Below are 20,738 nucleotides of genomic sequence, written 5' to 3'. Positions count from 1 at the left end.
GGTTGACCATGCCGCCACGCCGCCCGCGCTTCGCGTTTTCGCAGTCGCCCGCTATGCTCCGCGCCGTGAACCGCCGCGCCACCTGGCTCGTATGCCTCGCCGCGCTGGCGTGCACGCCCCGACCCGAGCCGTCGTCGCCGCTCCCGGCGGAAGTTGTCGCGCCCGCGCCCGAGCCCGAGCCGGAGGACGATCGCGGCGTGATCGGTGGCCCGACGGATCCGACCGACTTCGAGTTCGAGGTCGACACGCCGGACGGCGTGCTCCCGGTGCTCGACGGGACGCCGCCGATCTCCGAGACCATGGCCGCGGCGCTGCGCCCCTACCTCGACGCGAGCCGCATGCGCCTGGCGGCGGTGATGCCCGAGACCGATCAGATCCTGGTGCTCGGCCGCCACGGGTCGACGACGCAGGTGATGTTGGTGTCCAAGCCGGGCGCCGAGCCGCGGCCGCTGACGTCGGGCCTCGAGCCGGTCGTGCAGGCAACCCCGCTCCCGGGGCGACCCGATGAGCTGTTGTTTCGCCGTGACATCGACGGCAACGAAGATCACCAGCTGTATCACCAGAACTACCTCAGCGGGGTCGAGACCTTGTTGACCGATGGCGTGAGTCGCCACGGGCCGTTTCGCGTGGTCGCGACGCCCAGCCCCATGGTGGTGCTGACCGGGAACGCGCGCAGCGAGCCCGACATGGATCTCTATGTCTCGCACAAGCTCGGTTCGGACGAGCTTGGGGCCGCGCTGAGCCTCGCCGGCGAGCTCGATGGCCAGTGGATCGCCCAGGCCATTCGACCCGACGGCGCCGAGGTGCTGCTGCGGCGGTTCTGGTCGGTCGAGCGCTCGGCGATCATGCGCTACGCGCTAAACGAAGGCTCCCTGGTCGCGCTGCCCGACACCGCCAACCCCGACGCGGCCTACCTCGACGCGCGCTACCTCGCCGACGGAAGCCTGCTGGTGCTCAGCGACCGCGGGCAAGACCACGTGGGCCTGCACGTCCTCGACACCCAGGGCACTTGGTCGCAGGTCACACCCAGCGTGGGGTGGGACGTCGAGAGCTTCGCGCCCCTGTCCGGCGGGCGGATCGCCTACGCAATCAACGAGGACGGCCGCAGCCGCCTGTTCTTGCTGGACGTCGCGACCGGGACCGCGCGCGAGCTGGACCTTCCGCGCGGCGGCGTGCTGACAGGTCTGCGCGCGGCAGGGCCCGACAAGCTCGCGTTCGCGGCCGGCTCCGCGGTTCAGCCAACCGATGTCTATGGCCTCGACGTTCGTCGCGGGGACCTGACCCGCTGGACCCAGAGCCCGACCGGCGCGGATCCAACCGGCTTCGTGCATCCCCGGCTGGCGCGGGTCCAGAGCGGCGATGGGGTGCCGCTGGCGGTGTTCATCTATTCGCCGCCGGGGCCGGGGCCGCACCCGGTGCTGGTGTGGATCCACGGCGGGCCCGAGGATCAGTTCAGGCCCGAGTTCAGCCCGATCATCCAATTCTTCGTGTCGCGCGGCATCGCGGTGCTCGGACCCAACATTCGCGGATCCGACGGCTACGGTCGGCGGTTTCGCGGGCTCGACGACGGCGTGCTGCGGGGCGACGCGATCGAGGACGTCGGCGCGGTGCTCGATTGGATCGCGGGCGAGCCCACGCTGGACGCGGCGCGGGTCGGCATGGTCGGTGGATCCTACGGCGGCTACGTGGTGCTGGCGAGCCTCGCGGCCTACGCCGACCGCCTGGTCGCTGGCTGCGACATGGTCGGCATCGCCAACTTGGTCAGCTTTCTCGAGAACACCCGCGGGTATCGGCGGGACCTGCGTCGCGCCGAGTATGGCGACGAGCGCGATCCCGACGTTCGCGAGGTGCTCCAGCGCCTGTCGCCGATCACCAACGTCGAGCAAATCCGAGCGCCGCTGTTCGTCGCTCATGGCGCGAATGATCCCCGGGTGCCGGTCGACGAGGCCGAGCAGATCGTCGCCGCGCTGCGCGAGCAGGGTCAGGAAGTCTGGTACATGCTCGCGCCAACCGAGGGCCACGGGTTTCGCAAGGCGATCAACCGTGACACCTTCTACGGGTTGATGGCGACCTTTTTCGAGCGTCACTTGCTTGGCGTCGGTGTGGGGGAGGACGCGCAGGCCGAGGCGGTCGATGGAAGCTGAGTTCGGCGTGCGCGGATCGTGATATGAAATTGCGAGGTGGACGACGACAGCCAGACCCCCGAGCACGGCGCAGCCAAGCCCACGCTGGAATACGCCCTGCGTCCTTATGCGGTCAGTCGCGAAGAGATCGTCCATCGCTACCGCGCGGTCGCGTTGATGGTTCGCCAGATCCTTGGCGTGGTCCCCCACGCGATGAGCTACCTCGAGATCTGGCCGCCAGCGTTCACAACCTACAGCGTGCTGGTCCCCAGCCTGCTCGACATTCCGCGCTGTGATCTTGGCCGGGGCATCTCGCCGGATCTGCGCAGCCTCGTCGTCTACGTTGCCAGCCGGTCCTATGATTGCGCCTACTGCTCGGCCCACGCGGCGGGGATGGGGACGATCTTCAAGGGGCCCGGGGGGTCGCTGTTGCGCAACGCCGAGGCGATGGCGCCGCTGGACTCGAGCAACTTCTCGCTCGCCGACCTCGCGGCGATCGAGTACGCGACGGCCGCGGCGCGGATGCCCAGCGAGCTCAGCCTCGAGCATCGAGTGGGTCTGGCCACGCACTTCAGCGAGCGCGACGAAGAATCGATCGTGCTGGCGGCCACGCTGATGGGCTTCCTCAACTGCGCCATGGACACGCTCGGGGTCGTGCTCGAGCAGCGGCTGCTCACCCAGTCGCAGGCCCACTTGGCCGCGAGCGCGTGGACCCCCAACAAGAACTACGACGAGCGCTACGATCGTGAATTGGTCGAAGCCGACGCACAGACCGATGACGGCGATACCCTTGGCCCGATCGAGCTGGCCCAGACGATCGCGGGGGTGATCAACTATAGCCGCACGTCGCTAAGCTCAATAGAAAAGCGCGCCGACAAGATCTACGCGCAGGTCGAAGCGGCGCTGGGCTTCGTGCCCAGCTACATACTCAACGTCGATCGCATCGCGGCCAAGCGCGTATTTGCCCACGTGCTGATCGAGCGGCTGCACACGATGCAAGGGCCAACCGCGATGTGGCTGAAATACGCGATGGGCTTCGTGGCCGCGCGGGCGTGCAACAACCAGCTGCTCGCCGCCCACTTCGCGTTTGGGGCCATGCGCAGCGGGGCCAACGTGGGCATGTTGCTCGACGCGCTGGCGCCGAGTCAGCCCGAGACCCGCGAGGCCGCTGCGTTCGCGCTGGCGCGGTCGATCGCCAAGCCGCCCGTGGAGCTGAGCAACGACCAGATCGCCGGCCTGATGCGTGGCCACAGCCCGGTTGGCATCATCGAGCTCATCGTGACACTCGCAACCTTCACGATGCTGCATCGCTACACTTCTACCTATCCAGTGAGTACCCATGAGCCGCCGATCGCGGCGTTTGTCGCCCAACACGGCGAGCTGTTGGGTCTGGTGCAGACGCCCCATCCCAACGCGGCGAGCTGGGACCAACAAGTGGCAAAGATCCTGCGCCCCGGGTGACGCTGCACCACGATTTGGCTTGGCCTGCTGTGCGCTGAAACAACTTGGGGCTATGGTGTTGCGCGAGTGCGACACGCCGCTGCTTGCCAAGTCTTCCGTCGCGTGATGCGCGTCACGCAATACGCGAACGTCGAGGTTGTGGGCGCGACCGCGCAAAACCAGGCTGGGTCCAATGACTGCGGGAGATGACTCGAAACAGGCCGGCGGCTGGCTGGCGGGTAGCGGCGCGTGGTGGACGAGGGCGTTGGTTCCAACGGTGCTCGTGTTTGGATCGCCGTTGTTCGTGCTGCTGCTCTATGTCGTCACGGTGCACTATGATGGCAGCGTCCTCGCGGCGCTCGAGCGCCCGCTCGAGGTCCTGGCCAAGCTGCCGCGGCCGTCGTGGGTCGCGGCGGGGATGCTGGCGCTGTGGGTGACCTTTCAGGCGGCGCTGCTGCTGTTGCTGCCAGGCGAGGCCCGCGAGGGGCCGGTGTCGCCGGCTGGCAACCGACCGCGCTACTGGGACAACGGCGTCGCTGCCTTCATCGTCACCCACATCGCGTGGTTCTTGGCGACAGGCCCCTTGGGGTTGTTCTCGGCGTCGGTCGTCTACGATCATTTTGGTGAGCTGCTGGTGACCTCGAGCCTGCTCGCGCTGTTGCTGTGTCTGTGGCTCTACGCTACCGGCCTGAAGATGCCGGCGTCGCGCGATGCCGGCGGCACCGGGCGACCGATCTGGGACTTCTATTGGGGCACGCAGCTGCACCCCAACATCGCCGGGATCGAGCTCAAGCAGCTGATCAATTGCCGCTACGCAATGATGGGCTGGAGCATCATGGTGTTGTCGGACGCGGCCGCCCAGATCTCGCAGCATGGCGAGCTGAGCACCTCGATGTTGGTGGCCGTGTCACTGCAGGTCGTCTACGTGTTCAAGTTCTTCGTGTGGGAGACCGGCTACTTTCAGTCGATCGACATCATGCACGACCGGTTTGGGTTCTACATCGCGTGGGGCGTGTGCGGGTGGCTGCCAAGCGTCTACACGATCTCGACCTTGTTCTTGGTCGACCATCCGTTCGCGCTGAGCTGGCCCGTCGCGGCGGTGATCTTCACGGCGGGGGTCACGGCGATCTACGTGAACTATCAAGCCGACGCCCAGCGGCAGCGCGTGCGGGCGACCAACGGCCAGACCAAGGTCTGGGGCCGACCCCCGCGGACGATCGTGGCGTCCTACACCCCCGCGGACGGCGTGCCGCGTCAAAACCTGCTGTTGGTGTCGGGCTGGTGGGGGGTCGCCCGCCACTTCCATTACTTGCCGGAGCTCGCGCTCGCGGTCGCGTGGACGATTCCGGTTGGCTTCGAGCGCGGGCTGCCGTGGTTCTACGTGGTGTTCTTGACCATCTTGCTGGTTCATCGGTCGCTCCGCGATGATGATCGCTGCGCCCGAAAATACGGCGAGTCGTGGGCAGAATATCGCCGGCTGGTGCCGTGGCGGATGCTGCCGGGCGTGTTCTGATCCGCGCCCGCGCGCGGGCATGCGAAGAGTCACGAGCAATCACGCGATGACGCAAGTTTCGCGCGCTCGCCCTCGAAGCTGATTGGCCGGACGCGCGCGACCGAAGAGCTCGAGCGTGCGCGGCTCGGTCCCGCGTGACTTTAGTCTAATTGTCGGGCGAATTGACTGGCTTTGGGATCAATATCGAGGTCTTAGGCGAGCCAGATCCTCCCCATTAAGGCGGTAGCGAGGTCGCATGTTCGGGGCGGAGATTCACAACCCGACCGGCTTGCGAGGCCAGACCCGACCGATATGCAGGAGCGCGATGAATTGATGGGGACCGATCGGGCCGGGTGCGAAGCGGCCAATTGACGGGATGCGACTATTGCTGGAGCTCGCATCCCGCGAGCGAAAGGGAACCAACCAAGATGAACATCGCCATCAAAGTCCTCCTCTCCTACTTCGCAACAATGACCCCCGCCGGCGACGGCGTCCGGGACCTGTGTGACGTGGTCAATCGCGCGACCGGTACACCGGTCATTTGCAGCCCCCACGTGGAAGGCGCACCCGTCTATGACGCTGACGTCTGTTGCGCAGGCAACAGCTGCTTCGCGTTCACGAACAACGGGTGCCAGGCCGGGGAGACCCGCTATCACTGTGACCTGGGCGAGGTCAACGGCGCCGGTGGGGTCAACTGCTACTTCGAAGTCCCCGACTTCTGCGCGGTCAACGAGTGCGGCCCCAAGCCGCCAGGCTACAACCAGCAGCCGCAGGCCGCCTTCATCTGCTGCTCGTGGGGCATTTGTACAGAGATCGTGGATGGGGCCGGGACCTGCGACGAGCAGGACATCTACTGGTGTTCCAGCCTCGCCACTTTCTTGGACGGCACGCTCGATTGCGTGGATTGGGACGAGTAGCGCCCTAGTCTCGGACCAACCCAGGCTCAACTCAAAGGGCGTCGGGCATGTCGGGCTTCAGCAGCTCGGCGGCCCGGCGCCCCTTAATTCGCCACTCTTCTGCGACGGTGGTGTCGCCCTCCTGCGCGTAAGTTCCGGCGATCCACTCGCACTCATCGATACCGGCCGCGACCGACCCGGCGTCGAACAACGGCTGGATCAGGGCCTCGCGGGTCTCCGCTGCCTCGCGCAGCAGGCCGAGCTTGACCTGGGCCTCGAAGATCAGCCGATGCAGCTGGTGGGTCTGAGGGGTCCAACCAATGAAGGCCTCGACGTGGAGGTCGAGGCTGTTCTGCGCGGCGTCGAGCGCCTGCTCGTTGCGGCCAACCACGAGCAGGCCGTGGGCGAGCGCGTGCGTGGCCGTGGCGATGTCCTCGCGGGGGCCACCATAGCGGGCGTGCTTGGCCTCATACATGCTCACGGACTGCTCGAGGAACTCGACGCCGCGATCCTGATCGGCTTGCGTACCCGAGAGCAACGCGAGCCCATGGACGCGCAGAACCTCGGCGACACGATCCGCCCGCGTGCGCGCGAGCAGGCCCCGCGCGAGCAGGGCGTACGCGTCAACGCTGGCGATCTGGCCGCGCTGGCCGGCGATCATGGTGAGCTCGAGCATCGCCTCTGCGCCAAGCTCGTTGGCCCCCACGGCTGTCGCGCGCTCGAAGGCGCTGATCAGAACACGCTGCGCCTCGTCGAGGTCGTGCTCGCGTCGGTGGATGAGGCCACCCCAGTACATCGCTCGCGCGATGTCGTAGGCGCTCTGGTGGACCCAGGCGAGGGCGAGGTACTCGGCCTGCTTCACGTGGGCAGGCTCCCCGCAACACTCGCCGAACTCGTCGATCGAGAGCAACGCGGCGAGCTCGTCGTCGCGGTCACGTAGCTCGAGCATGCCGGGCGTGGTGCCCCGATCGAGCGCGGCGAGCGAGCTGAATTCACGCAGCTCGCTGCGTGGGGTGTCGCTTGCGAGGTTGGGCTCATCGAGGCAGCGCTCGGGCGGGGGGAGATCGCTGATGACCTTTGTATAGTTGACCGCACCTTGGGCTGGCTCGTCCAAGAGCACCCGGATCGTGGCGTCGAAGCGGGACTGCAGTCGGGCCGCGCACGGGCTTGGGACCGGGGCTCCGCCCGCGCGCTTGGCCGCGTGACACTCTTGGCCGCGCATGGCCACCCAGCGGGCCGCCCAGCTGTCGAGCGCGTCGCTGGCCGAGCGGCTTCCGAGCGTGCGACGAAGCTCGCGCGCGAGGCTCTGGTCCCAGGCGATCTCGCTGGCGACGTCGTCACACGCGTCGGCCCACACGAGCGTGGACGATGTGAACACGCCGACCGCGAACGCGGCCGTGACCGAGGCGGCCAGCCATGGCCAGTGCCGTCGGGTCTCGGGGGCGCCCGCGTGACGCATCGCGGCGAGCAGGGTGGGCATGTCCGGCCAGCGCCGCTCGGCTGCGGGATGGAGCCCGCACACCAGCACCTCGCGCACCGCCGCCGGCATGTCACCGGGCCGAACGATCTGCGACACGCGACCTGCGACCCGGGCTGCCTTCGAGGCGAAGGGCATGTGGCCATAGAACATCTGAAACACGACGATGCAGTACGCATAGAGATCGTCGCGTTGATCCCGATGGCTGCGCGCCCGCGTCTCGGGGGCCATGTAGTCGCGGGTGCCCGGCCAATCGGCCATCGCTTCGTCGTCGTCGAGCGAGCAGGCGAGCCCGAGATCGGTGATGTGTGGGCGCCCGCGACCATCGAAGAGCACGTTGTTTGGTTTGACGTCGCGATGAAGGATGCGGGCCTCGTGCAGCGCGGCGAGACCTTCGCCAATCGCGAGCGCGAGCTCGAGCACGTGCTGCCAGGTGCCGTCGCGGGCCTCGCCATCGAGCACGCCGCCAGACATCAAGGGCATCACCAGCGCGATCGAACCATCGAGCACGCCGACGTCGAGGGCCGCGACGACGTTGGGGTGATGGACGCGCGCGAGCAACCTGGCCTCGCGCAGCAGGGTGTAGCGGTGCTCACGACCACCCACCTCGTCGATGAACTGTTGCAGGCCAGCGGCGATGCCGAGGTCGGCGAGCCGCTCATTGCCAAGAATGTCCAGCAACGTGTCCTCCATCGAGATCTTCAGCGCAACGGGGCGCTCGAGGTCACGGTCCCACGCGCTGAACACAGTCGCGTTGTTGCCGGCGCCGATCCGGTTGACGTCCTGAAAGCGATCTGGGTCGAAAACCTGTAGAACGTTCACCATCGATGAAGATGGTAACAAGCATGCGAACCACGCGCGATCCCTTGGCGGCCCCGGCTGGGCGCAACTTTGGTCGTTCGAGCAATTGGCAACATCAGTGGGGCGCGACCATGCACATATGCCTGGTCGCATTTAACTCGTGACAGATCAGGGACCAGTCTGCCATCTGTGGGGCGAAAGGCAGGATCTCACGATGGTCGAAACTGCAATGGTGCTAGCAGAACAGGCGCGGCGTGCCGCGTTGATACAAGCAGTGCGCGGACGTCCAGGGCTGACGATCGAGCAGCTCCAGGCGTTGATCGCCAAGGGGGCGTACGCCCGGGAGCTGCAAGAAATCACGATCAGTGAGTTGCTTCGTCCGCATGCGATTCGCTCGACGGCGCTCGAGGTCAAGTCCGGCGAGTCACTGGAGGCCGCGATCTTGCGGGTGTTCCATCAGCTGCCCGAGCGTCAGCTGGCCTCTGGATTTTTTTGTCGGTATATGGGCCTCGAGCGTTGGACGGCGCAAAAAGTGTTGGCGGAGATGGCCGACCGAGGGTTGTTGGTGCGCTCCGGCAAGACCTCGGGGACGCGCTATGTGCTGGCATACGATCGAGCTGCCGGTCACGCGTGACGAACTCGTGAGGCGCTCCTGACGAGCTCCTGACGAGCTCATGACGAGGAGGAATCGGGGACGTTCGGGTCTGCATTTGCGGCGTCATTGGTGTGCTCGACAATGAGCCCGGCCCGCCGGGCCAGCCGCACCAGATGATCGATCTTCTGGCGCGCCGTGAACCGCTCGCTGAGCTCGCTGCGGGCACGCGCCAAGGTCATGCGGGCGGCACCTGGGCTAATGCCCAGCTCTTCCGCTATCTCACGGTGATTGCGACCCTCCACGGCGGCCGTGAGCGCGCGCAGTGGCACCTCCTCGCAGTCAGCCAATAGCGCGTTGATTTTGCGCAGGTCCTCGCGGGCGTCGATGAGCTCAGCGTGGTCGGCGCCGTTGTCGGGGGCAAACCCATGGACCTGCGATTGGTACTCGATGGCGTGCCGCCGCAACCGCGTTAGCTCCCGGCGTACGGCGTTATTCGCTGCATTGAGTGCCCAGTATTCGGGCTGCTTGGGCTCGGCGCCCGCCTCGAGCTTGGCGAGCAGGTCCAACAGCGCGTCTTGGGTGACGTCGTGAACCTGGCTCTCTTTGTTGAAATAGCCGCAGATGTGCGCGCGCAGCAACCTGCGGAATGCCTCGGTTGCTGCTGCCTCACCCTCGCGCAATTTGTTGGGGTCGGGGGGACTCGACATGGGGTGCACAATAGCCCGACGCGCTCGAGCGCGGGTATTTTAGCCCCATTCGCCGATTCGTTCACCCGTACTTTTGTGTGAGCACGGTCGCGTAGTCGCTCATGACCTCGACCATGTCGGCGATTTCGGCGTCGTCGAGGTCCTCGGCGGCCTGCTGCAGCCACCCGACCATGGCGTCGGCGGTGCCGATCGCGTCGGCGTATTGCTGGGCGTCGATCATCGCCGAGATTGCGATGAACGATTTGGCGAAGTTGACGACCACGTCACCTTTGTACAGTTGTGAGGCGTCGGCGCTCACGAGATCGGCGAGGGTGACGACGTACTCGTCGCTCAGCTCCTCGAAGGTGATCGGATCGAGGTAGGTGGCCTTGGCCTTGATCGTGTCGAGCTGGTGGGGCGCGTCGGGATCACAGGTCTGGATGACCTGGTGAAAGCTCATCGCGTCGTTGGCCGCGAGGTGCTGGGGCTCGACCTCGGCTGGATCGGCGCTGTACTCCTCGCCGTGGAACTCCTTGATGCCAAAGTACCAGGGCATCGTCAGCTCCATCTGGACGTCGCGTGCGGCGATCGTGGTGTTGGCCAGGAACCGCTCGGGGTCGGCAAACATGCGCTGGGCCTCGGCTTCGCTGTCGACGAACAGGTACGCGCCCTTGCCTGCGTCGGTGACGTCGTCCATCAGCTGGTCGTTGTAGCCGCCGGCTGTACTGACGCCGACCCCGATCAGGTAGATGCCTTCGCCGTTCGAGTCGCTGGCCTCGGCGGCGATCAGGTCGATGTCGGTGATGCCGGCGTTGGCCCCACCGTCGCTGACGAGGAACACCCGGTTGATGCCGCCCTCGATGTAGTGCTGGTTGGCGAGGGCGTAGCCGGTGACCAAGCCATCGTGCAAGTTGGTGCCGCCGCCGGACTCGATCTGGGCGATCGCGTTCATGAGCACAGGGTCGTTGGGACCGGTGACCGCGTAGCCGTTGAGGAGAATCGATTGCTCGGTGTCCCAGCCAAGCAGCGAAATTTTGTCGCCGGCGCGCAATTGCCCCGCCGTCGCGGTCACGGTGTCGATCAAGAGCTCGATCGGCTCGCCGCTCATCGAGCCCGACATGTCCAGGGTGTAGACCAGGTTGAAGGGCGGCCGGTCCTTGGGATCGAGGTGCTTGCCCTGGGCGTAGAGCAACAGCGTGAACTCACCGGTCTCGGCCTTGGTCCGGCGCATCTGAACGCCAACGTCGAGCGGATCGCTGGTCGTCTTGCTGTAGCTGAGATCGTAGTAGTTCAGGAATTCGTGAACGCGCACGCGCGAGGCCGGGACCACGAAGTTGTCGGCGACCATGCGGCGCACGAAGGTTGGCGAGGCCTGCGAGTTGCTGTCGTCGTTGCTCATGTAGAGCACGACGGGGTCGAGCGAGTCGGGGCAGGCGGCGTCGGGCTCGTCGGCGACGTGAGCTGGCATCGCGCAGCTGTCGACGAGGCAGTCGGGGTCTTCGTCGAGCTGACAGTTGCAGTCGCAAAACCCGTCGGCGGTGCACGCCGCGGCGGTGCACAAGCCGTCGACGCAGCCGCAGTCTTCGTCGATGCAGCACGCTGGGGTCATGGGCGGCGGCTCGCCAAGCCCGTCGGTCCACGGGAACGCCTCGCAGATCAGCGGCTCGACGCCGCATGCGGTTGGGTCTTCGGGGCTGATGCAGTCGAACAGGGTGTCGCCGTCGCCGTCGCCGTCGCCGTCGCCATCGCCATCGCCGTCGCCATCGCCGTCGCCGGCATCGCCGTCGCCATCGCCGCCGTCCCCGTTCCAGTCGTCGCCCCCGCCTGGATCGCCCGTGCCGCCGGAGTCACCTGCGGTGGTGGGGTCGCTGCCGGGCTCGCCGTTGCCGCCAGGCTGGGGAATGGGCGCCTCGGACCACTCGGCGTCGCCGCCAGCGAGGGGGCCGTTCTCGGGCGCCGGGCCCTGGCCGCAGGCGGGGAGGGTGGCGAGGGCGAGCGAGAGGACCGCGAGGGTGGATGGCGCGAGGTGGGACATATGCCCGGGGGGGTGCCGTGAGGGCCGGGATCGATCATTTTCGGCGGCGTGGCTGATGCGCGCTCATTTTGGCCTGATCCGCGCGCGGGCGTGGCATGCTCGCGGGACATGCGTGGCAGCCAGATCGACCGACGAAAGTTCTTGGTGCAGGGCGGGCTGACCGTGGTCGGCGCGGCCTCGAGCGGGTGCGCGGCCTCGCAAGCTTCGAGCGCGGGGCCCAGCGCGGGCACCGGCGGTCGCGCGCGGGAGCTCGATCGACTCCAGGCGCTGCTCGAGGGCACGAAGGACTTTCGCTACCACGAGGACTACCAAGGCTTGGGCGCGCGCACCGGGCACGCGTCCGCGATGGTTCGCCACCACGACCTGCAGCTGCAGGAGTACCTGCGCACGATGCTGGTCGCGGGGGCAGCCCACGAGCTCGGCCCCGAGGATCCCGAGCTGCAAAAGATCATTCGCCGGAGCGCGGTCGACATCGACGCCTCGGTGCTTGGCTCGCTCTCGCAGGTAGAGAGCATGGCCGAGGGCAACAACGATGATCTGTTGCAGGTGCTGCGTGACGAGCCGCGGCTTCCGCTGCAGGTGTGCGACATCTTCGAGCAGCTCAGCGAGAGCGTGGGGACGCCCGCGGCGTCGCGCAAGCGCCTGCGCCGGGCAGCCAACCATCTCAGCTGGCGACTCGAGCGTCAGGACCCGGGCTTGGTGATGGCCGAGTTTGCGACCCGGTCCAATCGCCTGCTCGCGCGCGCAGCCGAAGGACCGCCGGTGTTGCCCGACGACGAAGCCGGGGAGACGGGACCCGCGATGGGGCAGCCGGGCGACCCGACCGCGGCGCCCACGATGCCAGCGTCGAGTCCTCCGCCCGCCGAGCCGGGCGTGCAGCAGCCTGGCTCCGAAGGCGCGCTGCCAAGCTACGAGCTGGCGGGCCCCCAGCTGCCGCCCGAAGAGGTCTTTGTCCGCGCCGCGCCGATCGAGCAATTCATTGGTCAATGGGCGTATGTGAAGATCAGGAACCTCGCGCCCGAGATCTATTTTGTGAAGGCTTCCAGGGGGGAAGAGGTGCTGCTGAACTCGACGCGTGCGCGCCGGGTGGTCGCGCTGCGCCGGGACATCCTGAGCGCCGCGCCGCCGCCGTGGACGGCCGAGCAGCGGGCCCGGGCCCAGCGAACCCGACGTGGCGGCGGCGCGATGCTGGGGATCGGGATCGTGTTGATCCTCGGCGGCACTGCGGCGGGGGTGTTCACCTTTGGCCTTGGGTCGATCCCGGTCACTCCCGGGATTGGTCTGCTGGTGACGGGGATCGTGTTTCTGGCTCGAGTTCCAAAGGTGGACTGAGCGAGCCGTTGCCCGACATGCCGCGGCGGGTCGCGCTGACGCGCTGGGCGGCCGCGCGGGCGGCTTCGTGGTCGAGCGGGGCGGCGCGGATCAGCCCGTCTGCGGCCCACGCCCGGGGATCGAGGCTGATCGCGTGGGCGTTGATCGGCCCGTCTGGGAGCGGGAGCCCGAGGTCGGCGACCGCGTCCAAAAAAGTAGCGATCGCCTGATCTTCGAGGAGCCGCAGGTTGTCCTGCAACAGCTGCCGCCAGCGGGCCGGTGGATCGCTGGGGGCCATGTCGCCCAGCCTTGCAAAGCAGCTGGCGACCGGGGGCAGGTGGGCCAGGTTGACCGCGGGAACCTCGTGGGGGGCAAGCCCCGCGCGCGCCCGCCAGCTGGTAAACAGCTCCTGCATGCGGCGGTTGAGCCGGACCACGCGGGCGGCGATCTCGACGTGATCCGCGAGCGGCGTGGCCTCGCCAAAGGTGCCCGACATGATCAACGGCGCGAGGTAGCCCAGGTAGGTGGCGATGTCCCAGGTGATCTTGTGGGTTGCGATGCGCGGGGCGTCGAGCAGGCGGTAGGCGTCTGCGTAGACGCTCAACAACTGCCGGGTGACCTGGGCGAACACGACGTTTCGCTGCTCGCAGATCGGCGCGAGGGGGCGCGCCTTCGTGTCGTCGAGGATCGTGGCGACGATCAGCTCGTTGGCGATCGCCAGCAGATCGAAGCCCGACGAATACAGGGGATCGAGGTGGGCGGCCGACTCCCCGCACACGCCAAACCGCCGCGGCGAGACGACCACCCGCGAGACGTGGGCTTGGACGTTGCCAATGTGGGGTCCGTTGATCCATGCGTTGCGGGCGATCGTGGCCGCGAGCTGCGGCTCGCGGTGCTCGAGCCAGCGGCGCAGGGTGGTCGCGTCCGTGACCTGGTCGAGGGCGCCGCCTTCGGGCCGCGCGACCACGCCGATCGAGGTGATGTGTCTGTCGACGGGGATCATCCAGATCGAGTAGCCCGGCCCGATCAGGTGGACGGTGCTGCGCCAGCGCAGATCGGGCTCGATGCGCTGCGTGAACGCTTCGTTGTGGGTCCAGTGCTCGGGGTCGATGCGCCCCGCGACCCAGCCATGCGCGACGCGGACCCGATGGGCGAGCGGACGTCGCAGCTGCTCGGGTCGGGTCAAGAGCCCGGCGCGGCCGCTGGCGTCGATCAGCCAGCGCGCGTGGATCGTGTGGGCGCGGCCGGTGGTCTGGTCTTCCAGCGCGACGCGGTGGTGGCCGCTGTCGGTCGCCAGCGTGATCTTACCGACCTGGGTATGGGGCAGCATGCTGACGTCGTCAGCTTCGTTGAGCCGGGTCAACATGTGCTCGAGGCGGCCGCGGTGCAGCTGGTAGGCGGGTGGACGCAGGCCCCGACGAAAGCGCTCTGCGTGCTGCGGGCCAAGCTCGAGGCGCTCGCCAACGTCGTCGTTGTTGCCCGCGCTGAAGAAGAAGCGCAGGCCAAATTTCATCTCGTGCTCGGCGAGCAGGCGATCGTGCAGGCCAAGCCGCTGGCCCAGGTACCACGCGCCGGCCTCGACCGTGGACTCGCCGAGCTTGAGCGTGGCCGCGGGGATCGGCAGCGGGCCGCGATCGATCACGACGATCGGCCCGGTCACGCCAGATCGCCGCAAGTGTCGTGCGAGGCACTGCGCCGCCAGACCTCCGCCCAGGATCGCAACCTCGAAGCTATCCGCCATGCTGATCCCCTGCTACCATCCTGGGCGCCCGTGGTGCAATCTGGCGCAGCCGCGACGAGCGTGTGGATCACCGGTGTCGGGATTGTGTGTGGGGTCGGCTGTTCGCCCGCAGACGTGTGGGCGGCGATGCAGGCGGGGGCGACCGGGATCTGTCCTGCGACGCGGTTTGGCGTGCCGCCGGGACGCGGCGCGTGGGTTGCCAGCGCCCCGATCGCGCCGGAGCTGCGGCACACCAGCGCGCCGGACTCGAGCGCGACGCAGCTGTGTCTGGCGATGGCAACCCACGCGGCGCGTCAGGCCGTGGCCGGGCTGTCGCCGGGGGACCGGGCCACGACCGCGCTGGTGTGGGCGTCGAACGTCGAAGATCATCACATGTCGATGCACGCGATCGCGGGCACGCTGGCCAACGAGCTCGAGCTGGGCGGGCCACGGTTTGGGGTGTCGGTCGCCTGCGCGAGCGCGACCTTGGCGGTGGGCCTCGCCGCCCGACTGATCGCGCGCGGGGACGCAGCGCGGATCTTGGTGGTGGGCAGCGATGTGATCACGCCCCGGGTGATCGCCGGCTTCGATCAGCTCGGGCTGCTCGCGGAGGCGCCGTGTGTGCCGTTCTCGAATTTGGTCGGGACCAGCCTGGGCGAGGGCGCGGCGGCGCTGCTGCTCGCGGGCGCGCCGGATCCGGCAGGGCAGGGCGGGGGCCTGCGGGTGTCGGGGTGGGGCAGCGCCAACGATGCCCATCACCCAACCCAGCCCCATCCAGGGGGCGACGGGGTCGCGCGCGCGATCGCGTCTGCGCTGGCGGTCGGGGGCTGTGATCCGAGCGTGGTCGAGCACGTCAGCGCCCACGGGACGGGGACGGCGGCCAACGACGGCGCCGAGTGGATCGGTATCGTGCGTGGGCTGGGGCGCGAGGTCGTGGCGGTGTCGTCGCTCAAGTCGCTCGTTGGGCACACCCAGGGTGCGTGCGGGCTGGTCGAGTTGGTGGCCAGCACGATCGCGCTGGATCACGACGCCCACCCACCCACGATCGGGTTCACGGATCCCCGACCCGGCGCGCCGCCGGATGTCGTTGGACCGCGACCGCGACCCGGTGCGCCGCGGACCTTGGTGAGCGTGAACGCGGGCTTTGGTGGAGCGAACGCGGCGCTGGTCGTGACCCGCGAGGGGCCCCCGCCCGAACCCAAGCCCGATCCCAAGCCCGATCCCACATCCAAGCCAGCGCGGCGCGAGGTCTATATCTGTGGAGTCGCGGTCGTCGATCCAGCCTGGGTCGCCCGTGTGGATCCGCGCCGGGCGATCCGGGGCGTCGACCTGCGCGCGCTCGAGCCTTGGAGCGTGGCGCTGTGCGTGGCGCTTGGCGAGGCCCTGCGCGCGGCCGGCCTGCGACCGTCGCGGCGAGCACCGACGGGGCTGTTCGTGGGTCAAGCGCAGGTGTCGAGGGTGCAGACGCAGCTCTTGGCCGCCGAGTACGCCCGCCAGGGGCTGTACGGCGCGAGCGCCAACATCTTCACGCAGACCTTCTTGGGGCACCCAGCGTCGGCTTCGGCTTCGGGCTTGGGGCTGCGCGGGCCGTTTGGGGTGTGCACGGAGGGTCGATGCGCGGGGCTGGTGGCGTTGGTGCATGCCGTCGAGGCGATCCGCGAGGGCGCGGCGCAGACGATGCTCGCGGGTGAGCTGTGTGGGGATCTTCAGCAGGCCAACGCGGTCGGCTTGGCGCTGAACGTTCAACCGCAAGCTGGCTCGAGTCGGGCGGTGCGGGTGGTGGCGCATGGGTTCGCGCCAGCGGCCGCGGGCGCGCAGGCGAAGCGACAAGCGCTCGAGCGCGCAGGCTGGGACGCGAGCTCGGCCCGCGCCAGCTGGGGGCCGCGGGCGGGTGAACAGCCAGATCCGCTGCTGAGCCAGATCGCGGTCGCGCGGGCTTGCGCGGCGATCCAGGCGGGGGAGATCGAGCGGGCGCTCATCGTGGATCAGCAGCCGGGTGCGCTCTCGTGTGCGATCGCGTTGGAGGCACACGACCCGCGGATCGTGTGCGATCGTGTCGCGGACCCATGACCGCGAGCGAGCAAGAGATCATCACGCTGCGCCACGAGATCCTCGACGAGCTGCGGGCGATCCTGGTCGAGCGTCTGCGGGTTCCGCTGCCGCCCGCGCAGATCGATCCCGACGTCGTGCTGTTCGGATCCGGGCTCGGGCTCGACTCGGTCGACGCGGTCGACCTCGCCGTGGAGATCGAGCGTCGGCGACGGGTCCGGGTTGGCGACACGCCCGAGAGCCGCCAAGCGTTGCGCACGCTGGGCACGCTGGCTCAGGCGGTGTTGGACCACGCGCTCGAGACCCGCGACGCGGAGCCTGCTGGCGCCAAGCTGCAGTTTGCGGCTGACGATCCGTCACCGCTAGCGCGCGACTGCGAGGCGCTCCGGCGTCGGGTTGCCCTGGTGAGCGAGCCCGAGCTTCGCCGCGTTCGGGTCCAGGGGCCGGCGGCGTTCGACTTGATCGATCGCCTCAGCTCCCGCGATGTGTTCATTCGCAGCGGGCAGATCCTGCACACGTTGTTCATGGATCCGCAGGGCCACGCCTGGGCCGACGTCCACGCGGCCGCCGACGATGACGACTTCGTGCTGTTCGTCGAGGGGCCAACCCAAGCCGAGCTCTGCGAGTTCTTGCGCGACGCGATCACGCCGGGCGAGGCGGTCGAGATCGTTGATCTGGAAGCCACGCACGCGTGCCTGGATCTGAGCGGCCCGTTCGCGTGGGAGCTCATGGAGCGCTTGGTTGGGCCGGAGGTGCTGGGCATCCCGTATCTCAATTTCTTCGATGTACCCGAGCTTGGCGGCCTCGCGTTTCGCATGGGCAAGACCGGCGAGTACGCGTATCAACTGCTGGTCCCGCGCGCGCAGGCGGGTCCGGCCGGGCAGCGCCTGCGCGAGCTGGGCGAGGCGTTTGATCTGCGCGAGGTCGACAGTCGTGCGATCGATCTATGCGCGATCGAGGCTGGCTTCTTCTGCGCCCGCGAGCCGGCCCTGCGCGGGCTGTCGCCGCTCGAGCTGCAGCTGCAGTGCCGGATCTCGGACGCCCGCGAGGTCCCAGGAATGGCCGCGCTGCGGGCCGCCCGAGCGCGCGGGGAGCCGGCTCGACAGATCCGCTGGTTCGTGGCTGCGCAGGCCCAGGCGCCAACGGCCGGGGCGGCGCTGTGGCGCGACGGTGCGCAGGTTGGCGAGGTCTTGCTCGCGCACCGATCCGCGGCCGTGGGCGCCCACGTTGGCGTTGCCCTGCTCGATCGCGAATCCTCCGAGCCGGGCCTGGCGCTGGCTGACGCGAGCGGTCAGCCGCTGCTGACAACCGCCGTCGCGCCCTTGGTCCGCAGCCTCAGCTTGTACGTGGATCCGCAGCGGCACACCTACGCCACCCGAGAGGCAGATGGGCTCCTCGAGCTGGTCTGAGCCGCCGCTGGCTGGGCGCACGGCCTTGGTCACCGGGGCGTCGCGGGGGCTGGGCGCCGCGATCGCCACGCGGCTGGCCAGCGACGGCGCGCACGTGGTCGTTGGCTACCGGCGCCGGGTTCAGGACGCCCAGCGCGTGGTCGAGGCGATCCTCGCCGCCGGTGGCTCGGGCGAGTGCGTGGCGATCGAGATCACCGACGCCGCGGCGGTCCAGGCGATCGTCGACGAGCTGGTCTCGCGGCGCGGGAGCCTGGAGATCCTGGTCAACAACGCCGGGGTCGCGCGCGACGAGATGTTCGCCATGTCCAGCGCCGAGAGCTGGCGCGAGTCGCTGGCCCACAACCTCGATGGCACCGCGAACTGCTGCCGCGCGGTCGTGCGCCCGATGTTGGCCGCCGGCGGCGGGACGATCGTCAACGTCTCGTCGGTCACGGTCCAGCGCGGCCGCCCCGGCCGGGCCGCGTACACGGCCGCCAAAGGTGGGATCGAAGCGCTGACCCGGGCGCTGGCGCTGGAGCTGATCCCTCGCGGGGTGCGGGTCAACGCGGTGGTTCCGGGCATGTTCGACGCGGGCATGTTCAAGCGCATGCGTCGGGATCTGGTCGAGCAGTGGGCCGCCCACATCCCCGCGGGGCGACCGGGGCAGGCCAACGAGCTGGCCGCCGCGGTCGCGTTCTTGGCCAGCGACGCGAGCAGCTACGTCGTGGGCCAGTGCTTGATCGTCGATGGGGGCCTGTCGCTGTGATCGCGGTGTTGTTCGCCGGGCATGGGGCCGAGCACCCGGGCATGGGCCAGGACTGGGTCGGCCCCGGGTCCGCGCTCGTCGAGCTCGCGGGGAGCCTTGCTGGGTTTGACGCGGGCAAGCTGCTGCGCCGTGGCGGGCCAAGCCTGCACCACACCCAGGTCGTGCAGCCGCTGCTGACGGCGGTCAACCTGACGATCCTCGCGGCGCTGGCACAGCGCGGGCTCGCGTGGCAGCTGTGCATGGGGCACTCGCTGGGCGAGCTGGCGGCCTGGTCGGCGAGCGGGGCGATCACGGCGAGCGACGCGGTGACGCTGGCGGCCCGGCGCGGGGCGATCCTCGCCGAGCTGGCGCGGGCGCACCCGGGGGCGATGTTGGCCCTGCGCTTCGATCTGGCGGGGGCAACTGGGGAAGCTGAAGCAGCCAAGCTCGACGAGGCGCTCGCGCTCGGGCGCGCGCATGGGGTAGTCGATCCCGCGGTTCACAACGGGCCCGGACAGTGGGTGTTGTCGGGCCAGCGGCCAGCGTTGGCGGAGATCGCCAAACGGTTCGGCGGCAGCTTCGTGGCCACCGATGGGGCCTGGCACAGCCGGCTGATGGCCGCAGGCGTCGCGCCATTTCGCGTCGCTGTCGAAGCCGCGGCCGCCAACGCCCAGCCACGATCCCGCGGGATCATCACCAACCAAGACGGGTGTCTGTGTCGTCCAGAGCAAGACTTCGTGGCCCCGTTTGTCGCGCAGATGACCGACACCGTGCGCTGGGTCGCGTGCCTGCGCACCCTCGCCAAGCTCGAGGTGCGCGACGCGGTGCTGGTGGGGCCCAGCAAGGCGCTGGCTGGCTCGCTGCTGGCAACCCTTGGCGCGAAGATCGACGCGGGCGCGCTGCGGGTTCATCGGGTCGAGACCCGCCGAGAGCTCGATGCCGTCGTGGAGCTGCTGGCGTGAACTTGCTGGATGCGCCGCTCGAGCGGGCCGGGATCGAGGCGCTGTTGCCCCATCGCTCGCCGATCTTGCTGGTCGATCGCGTGACCGCGCTGCACGGGCCGCCGCGGACCGAGCTGCGGGCGAGCTTTCGGGTGACGGCGGACCACCCGATCCTCGCGGGGCACTTTCCTGGTCGGCCGATCTGGCCGGGCGTGATGACGATCGAGGGCCTGGCCCAGACCGCCAACCTGCTTGGGGCGCTGCTGCCCAGGCTCGCCGAGGACGGCACGCTGGCGGCGAACGCCAGCACGCAGCATCGGGGGTTGCTCGCTTCGGTCGAGGTCAAGCTGCTGCACGTGGTCGAGCCAGGGGACCTGCTCGAGTACGCGGCACGGCTGGTCGGCGGGCGCGGGGCGGTGCACCGGGTCGAGGTCAGCGCCGCGGTCGGGCGGCGGGTCGTCGCGCGCGGCTCGATCGCGGTGGCGGTCGATACCAGCGCGACTCCAACCTGATCGCCGCTCTAGCGTCCTTGACACCTCAAATTCGGTGTATCTGAGTCAAGTTTGCGCACGCGCAAAGGAGCGCATCCAAACAAACATGGATCTCCCTGCCCGCGAGGAGGTCGCTTCGAGTGAGCGACAGAGGCCGCACGGGTCGTCGTGCTCGTTTTGGGGTCTGCGGGGGTCGATGTGCTGATCGGGCAGCGCGCACAGAAGACCCGTGAGGGTCGCTCCGGGCACGGAGGGCTCAAGGCGCTAATTTGCGTTGTCATGGATCGCTGTCGGCGAGGTCGGGCTGTGGCTTCGGTGGTGCACTCGCAACGCCCTCTTATTGTGCCCGGAGCGACCCTCACGGGTCTTCTGTGCGCTTTTCGTCGTACGAGACGGCGGCTACGCTCTCGGGATCGAGGGGCGTCTTGGGGTCCAACAATGCTGGTTGCGGTGGTTGCACTCGATGCTTGCGGTGGTCGTTCGAGTGGTCGCGCAGGTGCAGCGACAGCGCTCCCCGAGCACAACGTCGACCCGGGCGCTGTCGCACG

General features: G+C 68.6%; 15 protein-coding genes. 11 read left to right on the top strand and 4 right to left on the bottom strand.

Features of this window, described 5'->3' with window-relative positions; genetic code table 11:
* Nucleotides 1–65: 65 nt before the first annotated feature.
* The 4 genes from DB30_RS03070 to DB30_RS03055 all read left to right on the top strand — a co-directional run bounded on the left by DB30_RS03070 (nucleotide 66) and on the right by DB30_RS03055 (nucleotide 5,972).
* Nucleotides 66–2,144, top strand: a complete 2,079-nt coding sequence (locus DB30_RS03070; protein ID WP_146657929.1) for a S9 family peptidase — start codon at nucleotides 66–68, stop codon at nucleotides 2,142–2,144.
* Nucleotides 2,145–2,180: 36 nt separating this feature from the next.
* Nucleotides 2,181–3,584, top strand: coding sequence for a carboxymuconolactone decarboxylase family protein (locus DB30_RS03065; protein WP_052546462.1), 1,404 nt, complete (start codon nucleotides 2,181–2,183; stop codon nucleotides 3,582–3,584).
* 172 nt (nucleotides 3,585–3,756) lie between these two features.
* Nucleotides 3,757–5,076 carry a phosphatidylethanolamine N-methyltransferase family domain-containing protein gene (locus tag DB30_RS03060; protein WP_146657928.1) on the top strand — a complete coding sequence of 440 codons (1,320 nt, stop codon included), beginning with the start codon at nucleotides 3,757–3,759 and terminating at the stop codon, nucleotides 5,074–5,076.
* A 407-nt stretch (nucleotides 5,077–5,483) separates the two neighbouring features.
* A complete protein-coding gene (locus DB30_RS03055; RefSeq protein ID WP_052546460.1) occupies nucleotides 5,484–5,972 on the top strand; it encodes a hypothetical protein in 489 nt (162 codons plus the stop codon).
* Nucleotides 5,973–6,003: 31 nt separating this feature from the next.
* On the opposite strand, the gene DB30_RS03050 is transcribed toward DB30_RS03055, so the two are convergent.
* Nucleotides 6,004–8,253, bottom strand: coding sequence for a serine/threonine-protein kinase (locus DB30_RS03050; RefSeq protein WP_052546459.1), 2,250 nt, complete (start codon nucleotides 8,251–8,253; stop codon nucleotides 6,004–6,006).
* A 250-nt stretch (nucleotides 8,254–8,503) separates the two neighbouring features.
* Between DB30_RS03050 and DB30_RS03045 the strand changes: the two genes are divergently transcribed.
* Complete coding sequence (locus tag DB30_RS03045; RefSeq protein ID WP_052546458.1) at nucleotides 8,504–8,863, top strand: hypothetical protein; 360 nt, start codon at nucleotides 8,504–8,506, stop codon at nucleotides 8,861–8,863.
* A gap of 38 nt (nucleotides 8,864–8,901) precedes the next feature.
* Here the strand turns inward: DB30_RS03045 and DB30_RS03040 are convergent, their stop codons facing one another.
* Both DB30_RS03040 and DB30_RS03035 read right to left on the bottom strand, forming a co-directional pair.
* On the bottom strand, nucleotides 8,902–9,531 hold the full coding sequence (locus DB30_RS03040) for an RNA polymerase sigma factor (protein WP_052546457.1): 630 nt from the start codon (nucleotides 9,529–9,531) through the stop codon (nucleotides 8,902–8,904).
* Between the two features lie 61 nt (nucleotides 9,532–9,592).
* On the bottom strand, nucleotides 9,593–11,545 hold the full coding sequence (locus DB30_RS03035) for a vWA domain-containing protein (protein ID WP_052546456.1): 1,953 nt from the start codon (nucleotides 11,543–11,545) through the stop codon (nucleotides 9,593–9,595).
* A gap of 108 nt (nucleotides 11,546–11,653) precedes the next feature.
* Here DB30_RS03035 and DB30_RS03030 point away from each other — a divergent pair, with 108 nt between their 5' ends.
* On the top strand, nucleotides 11,654–12,877 hold the full coding sequence (locus DB30_RS03030; RefSeq protein ID WP_052546455.1) for a hypothetical protein: 1,224 nt from the start codon (nucleotides 11,654–11,656) through the stop codon (nucleotides 12,875–12,877).
* Here DB30_RS03030 and DB30_RS03025 read toward each other — a convergent pair.
* The gene (locus DB30_RS03025; protein ID WP_146657924.1) at nucleotides 12,810–14,597 is read right to left on the bottom strand and encodes an NAD(P)/FAD-dependent oxidoreductase; all 1,788 of its coding nucleotides are present in this window, start codon (nucleotides 14,595–14,597) and stop codon (nucleotides 12,810–12,812) included. The two genes, DB30_RS03030 and DB30_RS03025, sit on opposite strands and share 68 nt — an antisense overlap.
* 30 nt (nucleotides 14,598–14,627) lie before the next feature.
* Here DB30_RS03025 and DB30_RS03020 point away from each other — a divergent pair, with 30 nt between their 5' ends.
* Genes DB30_RS03020 through DB30_RS03000 form a run of 5 tightly spaced genes read left to right on the top strand, consistent with a single transcriptional unit; the run spans nucleotide 14,628 to nucleotide 20,211 of the window.
* On the top strand, nucleotides 14,628–16,646 hold the full coding sequence (locus tag DB30_RS03020; RefSeq protein ID WP_146657923.1) for a beta-ketoacyl synthase N-terminal-like domain-containing protein: 2,019 nt from the start codon (nucleotides 14,628–14,630) through the stop codon (nucleotides 16,644–16,646).
* Complete coding sequence (locus DB30_RS03015) at nucleotides 16,643–18,034, top strand: phosphopantetheine-binding protein (RefSeq protein WP_052546452.1); 1,392 nt, start codon at nucleotides 16,643–16,645, stop codon at nucleotides 18,032–18,034. The genes DB30_RS03020 and DB30_RS03015 overlap by 4 nt, the downstream gene beginning before the upstream one ends.
* The gene (locus DB30_RS03010; protein WP_052546451.1) at nucleotides 18,012–18,779 is read left to right on the top strand and encodes an SDR family NAD(P)-dependent oxidoreductase; all 768 of its coding nucleotides are present in this window, start codon (nucleotides 18,012–18,014) and stop codon (nucleotides 18,777–18,779) included. The genes DB30_RS03015 and DB30_RS03010 overlap by 23 nt, the downstream gene beginning before the upstream one ends.
* Nucleotides 18,746–19,720 carry an ACP S-malonyltransferase gene (locus tag DB30_RS03005; protein WP_146657922.1) on the top strand — a complete coding sequence of 325 codons (975 nt, stop codon included), beginning with the start codon at nucleotides 18,746–18,748 and terminating at the stop codon, nucleotides 19,718–19,720. Before DB30_RS03010 ends, DB30_RS03005 begins: the two co-directional genes overlap by 34 nt.
* Entirely contained in the window at nucleotides 19,717–20,211 is a 495-nt protein-coding gene (locus DB30_RS03000; RefSeq protein WP_052546449.1) for a 3-hydroxyacyl-ACP dehydratase FabZ family protein, read from the top strand. The genes DB30_RS03005 and DB30_RS03000 overlap by 4 nt, the downstream gene beginning before the upstream one ends.
* Nucleotides 20,212–20,738 lie beyond the last annotated feature (527 nt).

Source organism: Enhygromyxa salina (assembly GCF_000737335.2).
Taxonomy (GTDB): Bacteria; Myxococcota_A; Polyangia; order Nannocystales; family Nannocystaceae; genus Plesiocystis; species Plesiocystis salina_C.
The sequence above is the reverse complement of the archived record's forward strand: the minus strand, read 5'-3'. Positions and strand labels throughout refer to the sequence as shown.

What these genes read in the sequence shown, in the direction of transcription:
- DB30_RS03010 (WP_052546451.1), top strand. Translation starts at nt 18,012, where the DNA reads ATGGGCTCCTCGAGCTGGTCTGAGCCGCCGCTGGCTGGGCGCACGGCC.
- DB30_RS03015 (WP_052546452.1), top strand. Translation starts at nt 16,643, where the DNA reads ATGACCGCGAGCGAGCAAGAGATCATCACGCTGCGCCACGAGATCCTC.
- DB30_RS03040 (WP_052546457.1), bottom strand. Translation starts at nt 9,531, where the DNA reads ATGTCGAGTCCCCCCGACCCCAACAAATTGCGCGAGGGTGAGGCAGCA.
- DB30_RS03035 (WP_052546456.1), bottom strand. Translation starts at nt 11,545, where the DNA reads ATGTCCCACCTCGCGCCATCCACCCTCGCGGTCCTCTCGCTCGCCCTC.
- DB30_RS03055 (WP_052546460.1), top strand. Translation starts at nt 5,484, where the DNA reads ATGAACATCGCCATCAAAGTCCTCCTCTCCTACTTCGCAACAATGACC.
- DB30_RS03030 (WP_052546455.1), top strand. Translation starts at nt 11,654, where the DNA reads ATGCGTGGCAGCCAGATCGACCGACGAAAGTTCTTGGTGCAGGGCGGG.
- DB30_RS03025 (WP_146657924.1), bottom strand. Translation starts at nt 14,597, where the DNA reads ATGGCGGATAGCTTCGAGGTTGCGATCCTGGGCGGAGGTCTGGCGGCG.
- DB30_RS03050 (WP_052546459.1), bottom strand. Translation starts at nt 8,253, where the DNA reads ATGGTGAACGTTCTACAGGTTTTCGACCCAGATCGCTTTCAGGACGTC.
- DB30_RS03060 (WP_146657928.1), top strand. Translation starts at nt 3,757, where the DNA reads ATGACTGCGGGAGATGACTCGAAACAGGCCGGCGGCTGGCTGGCGGGT.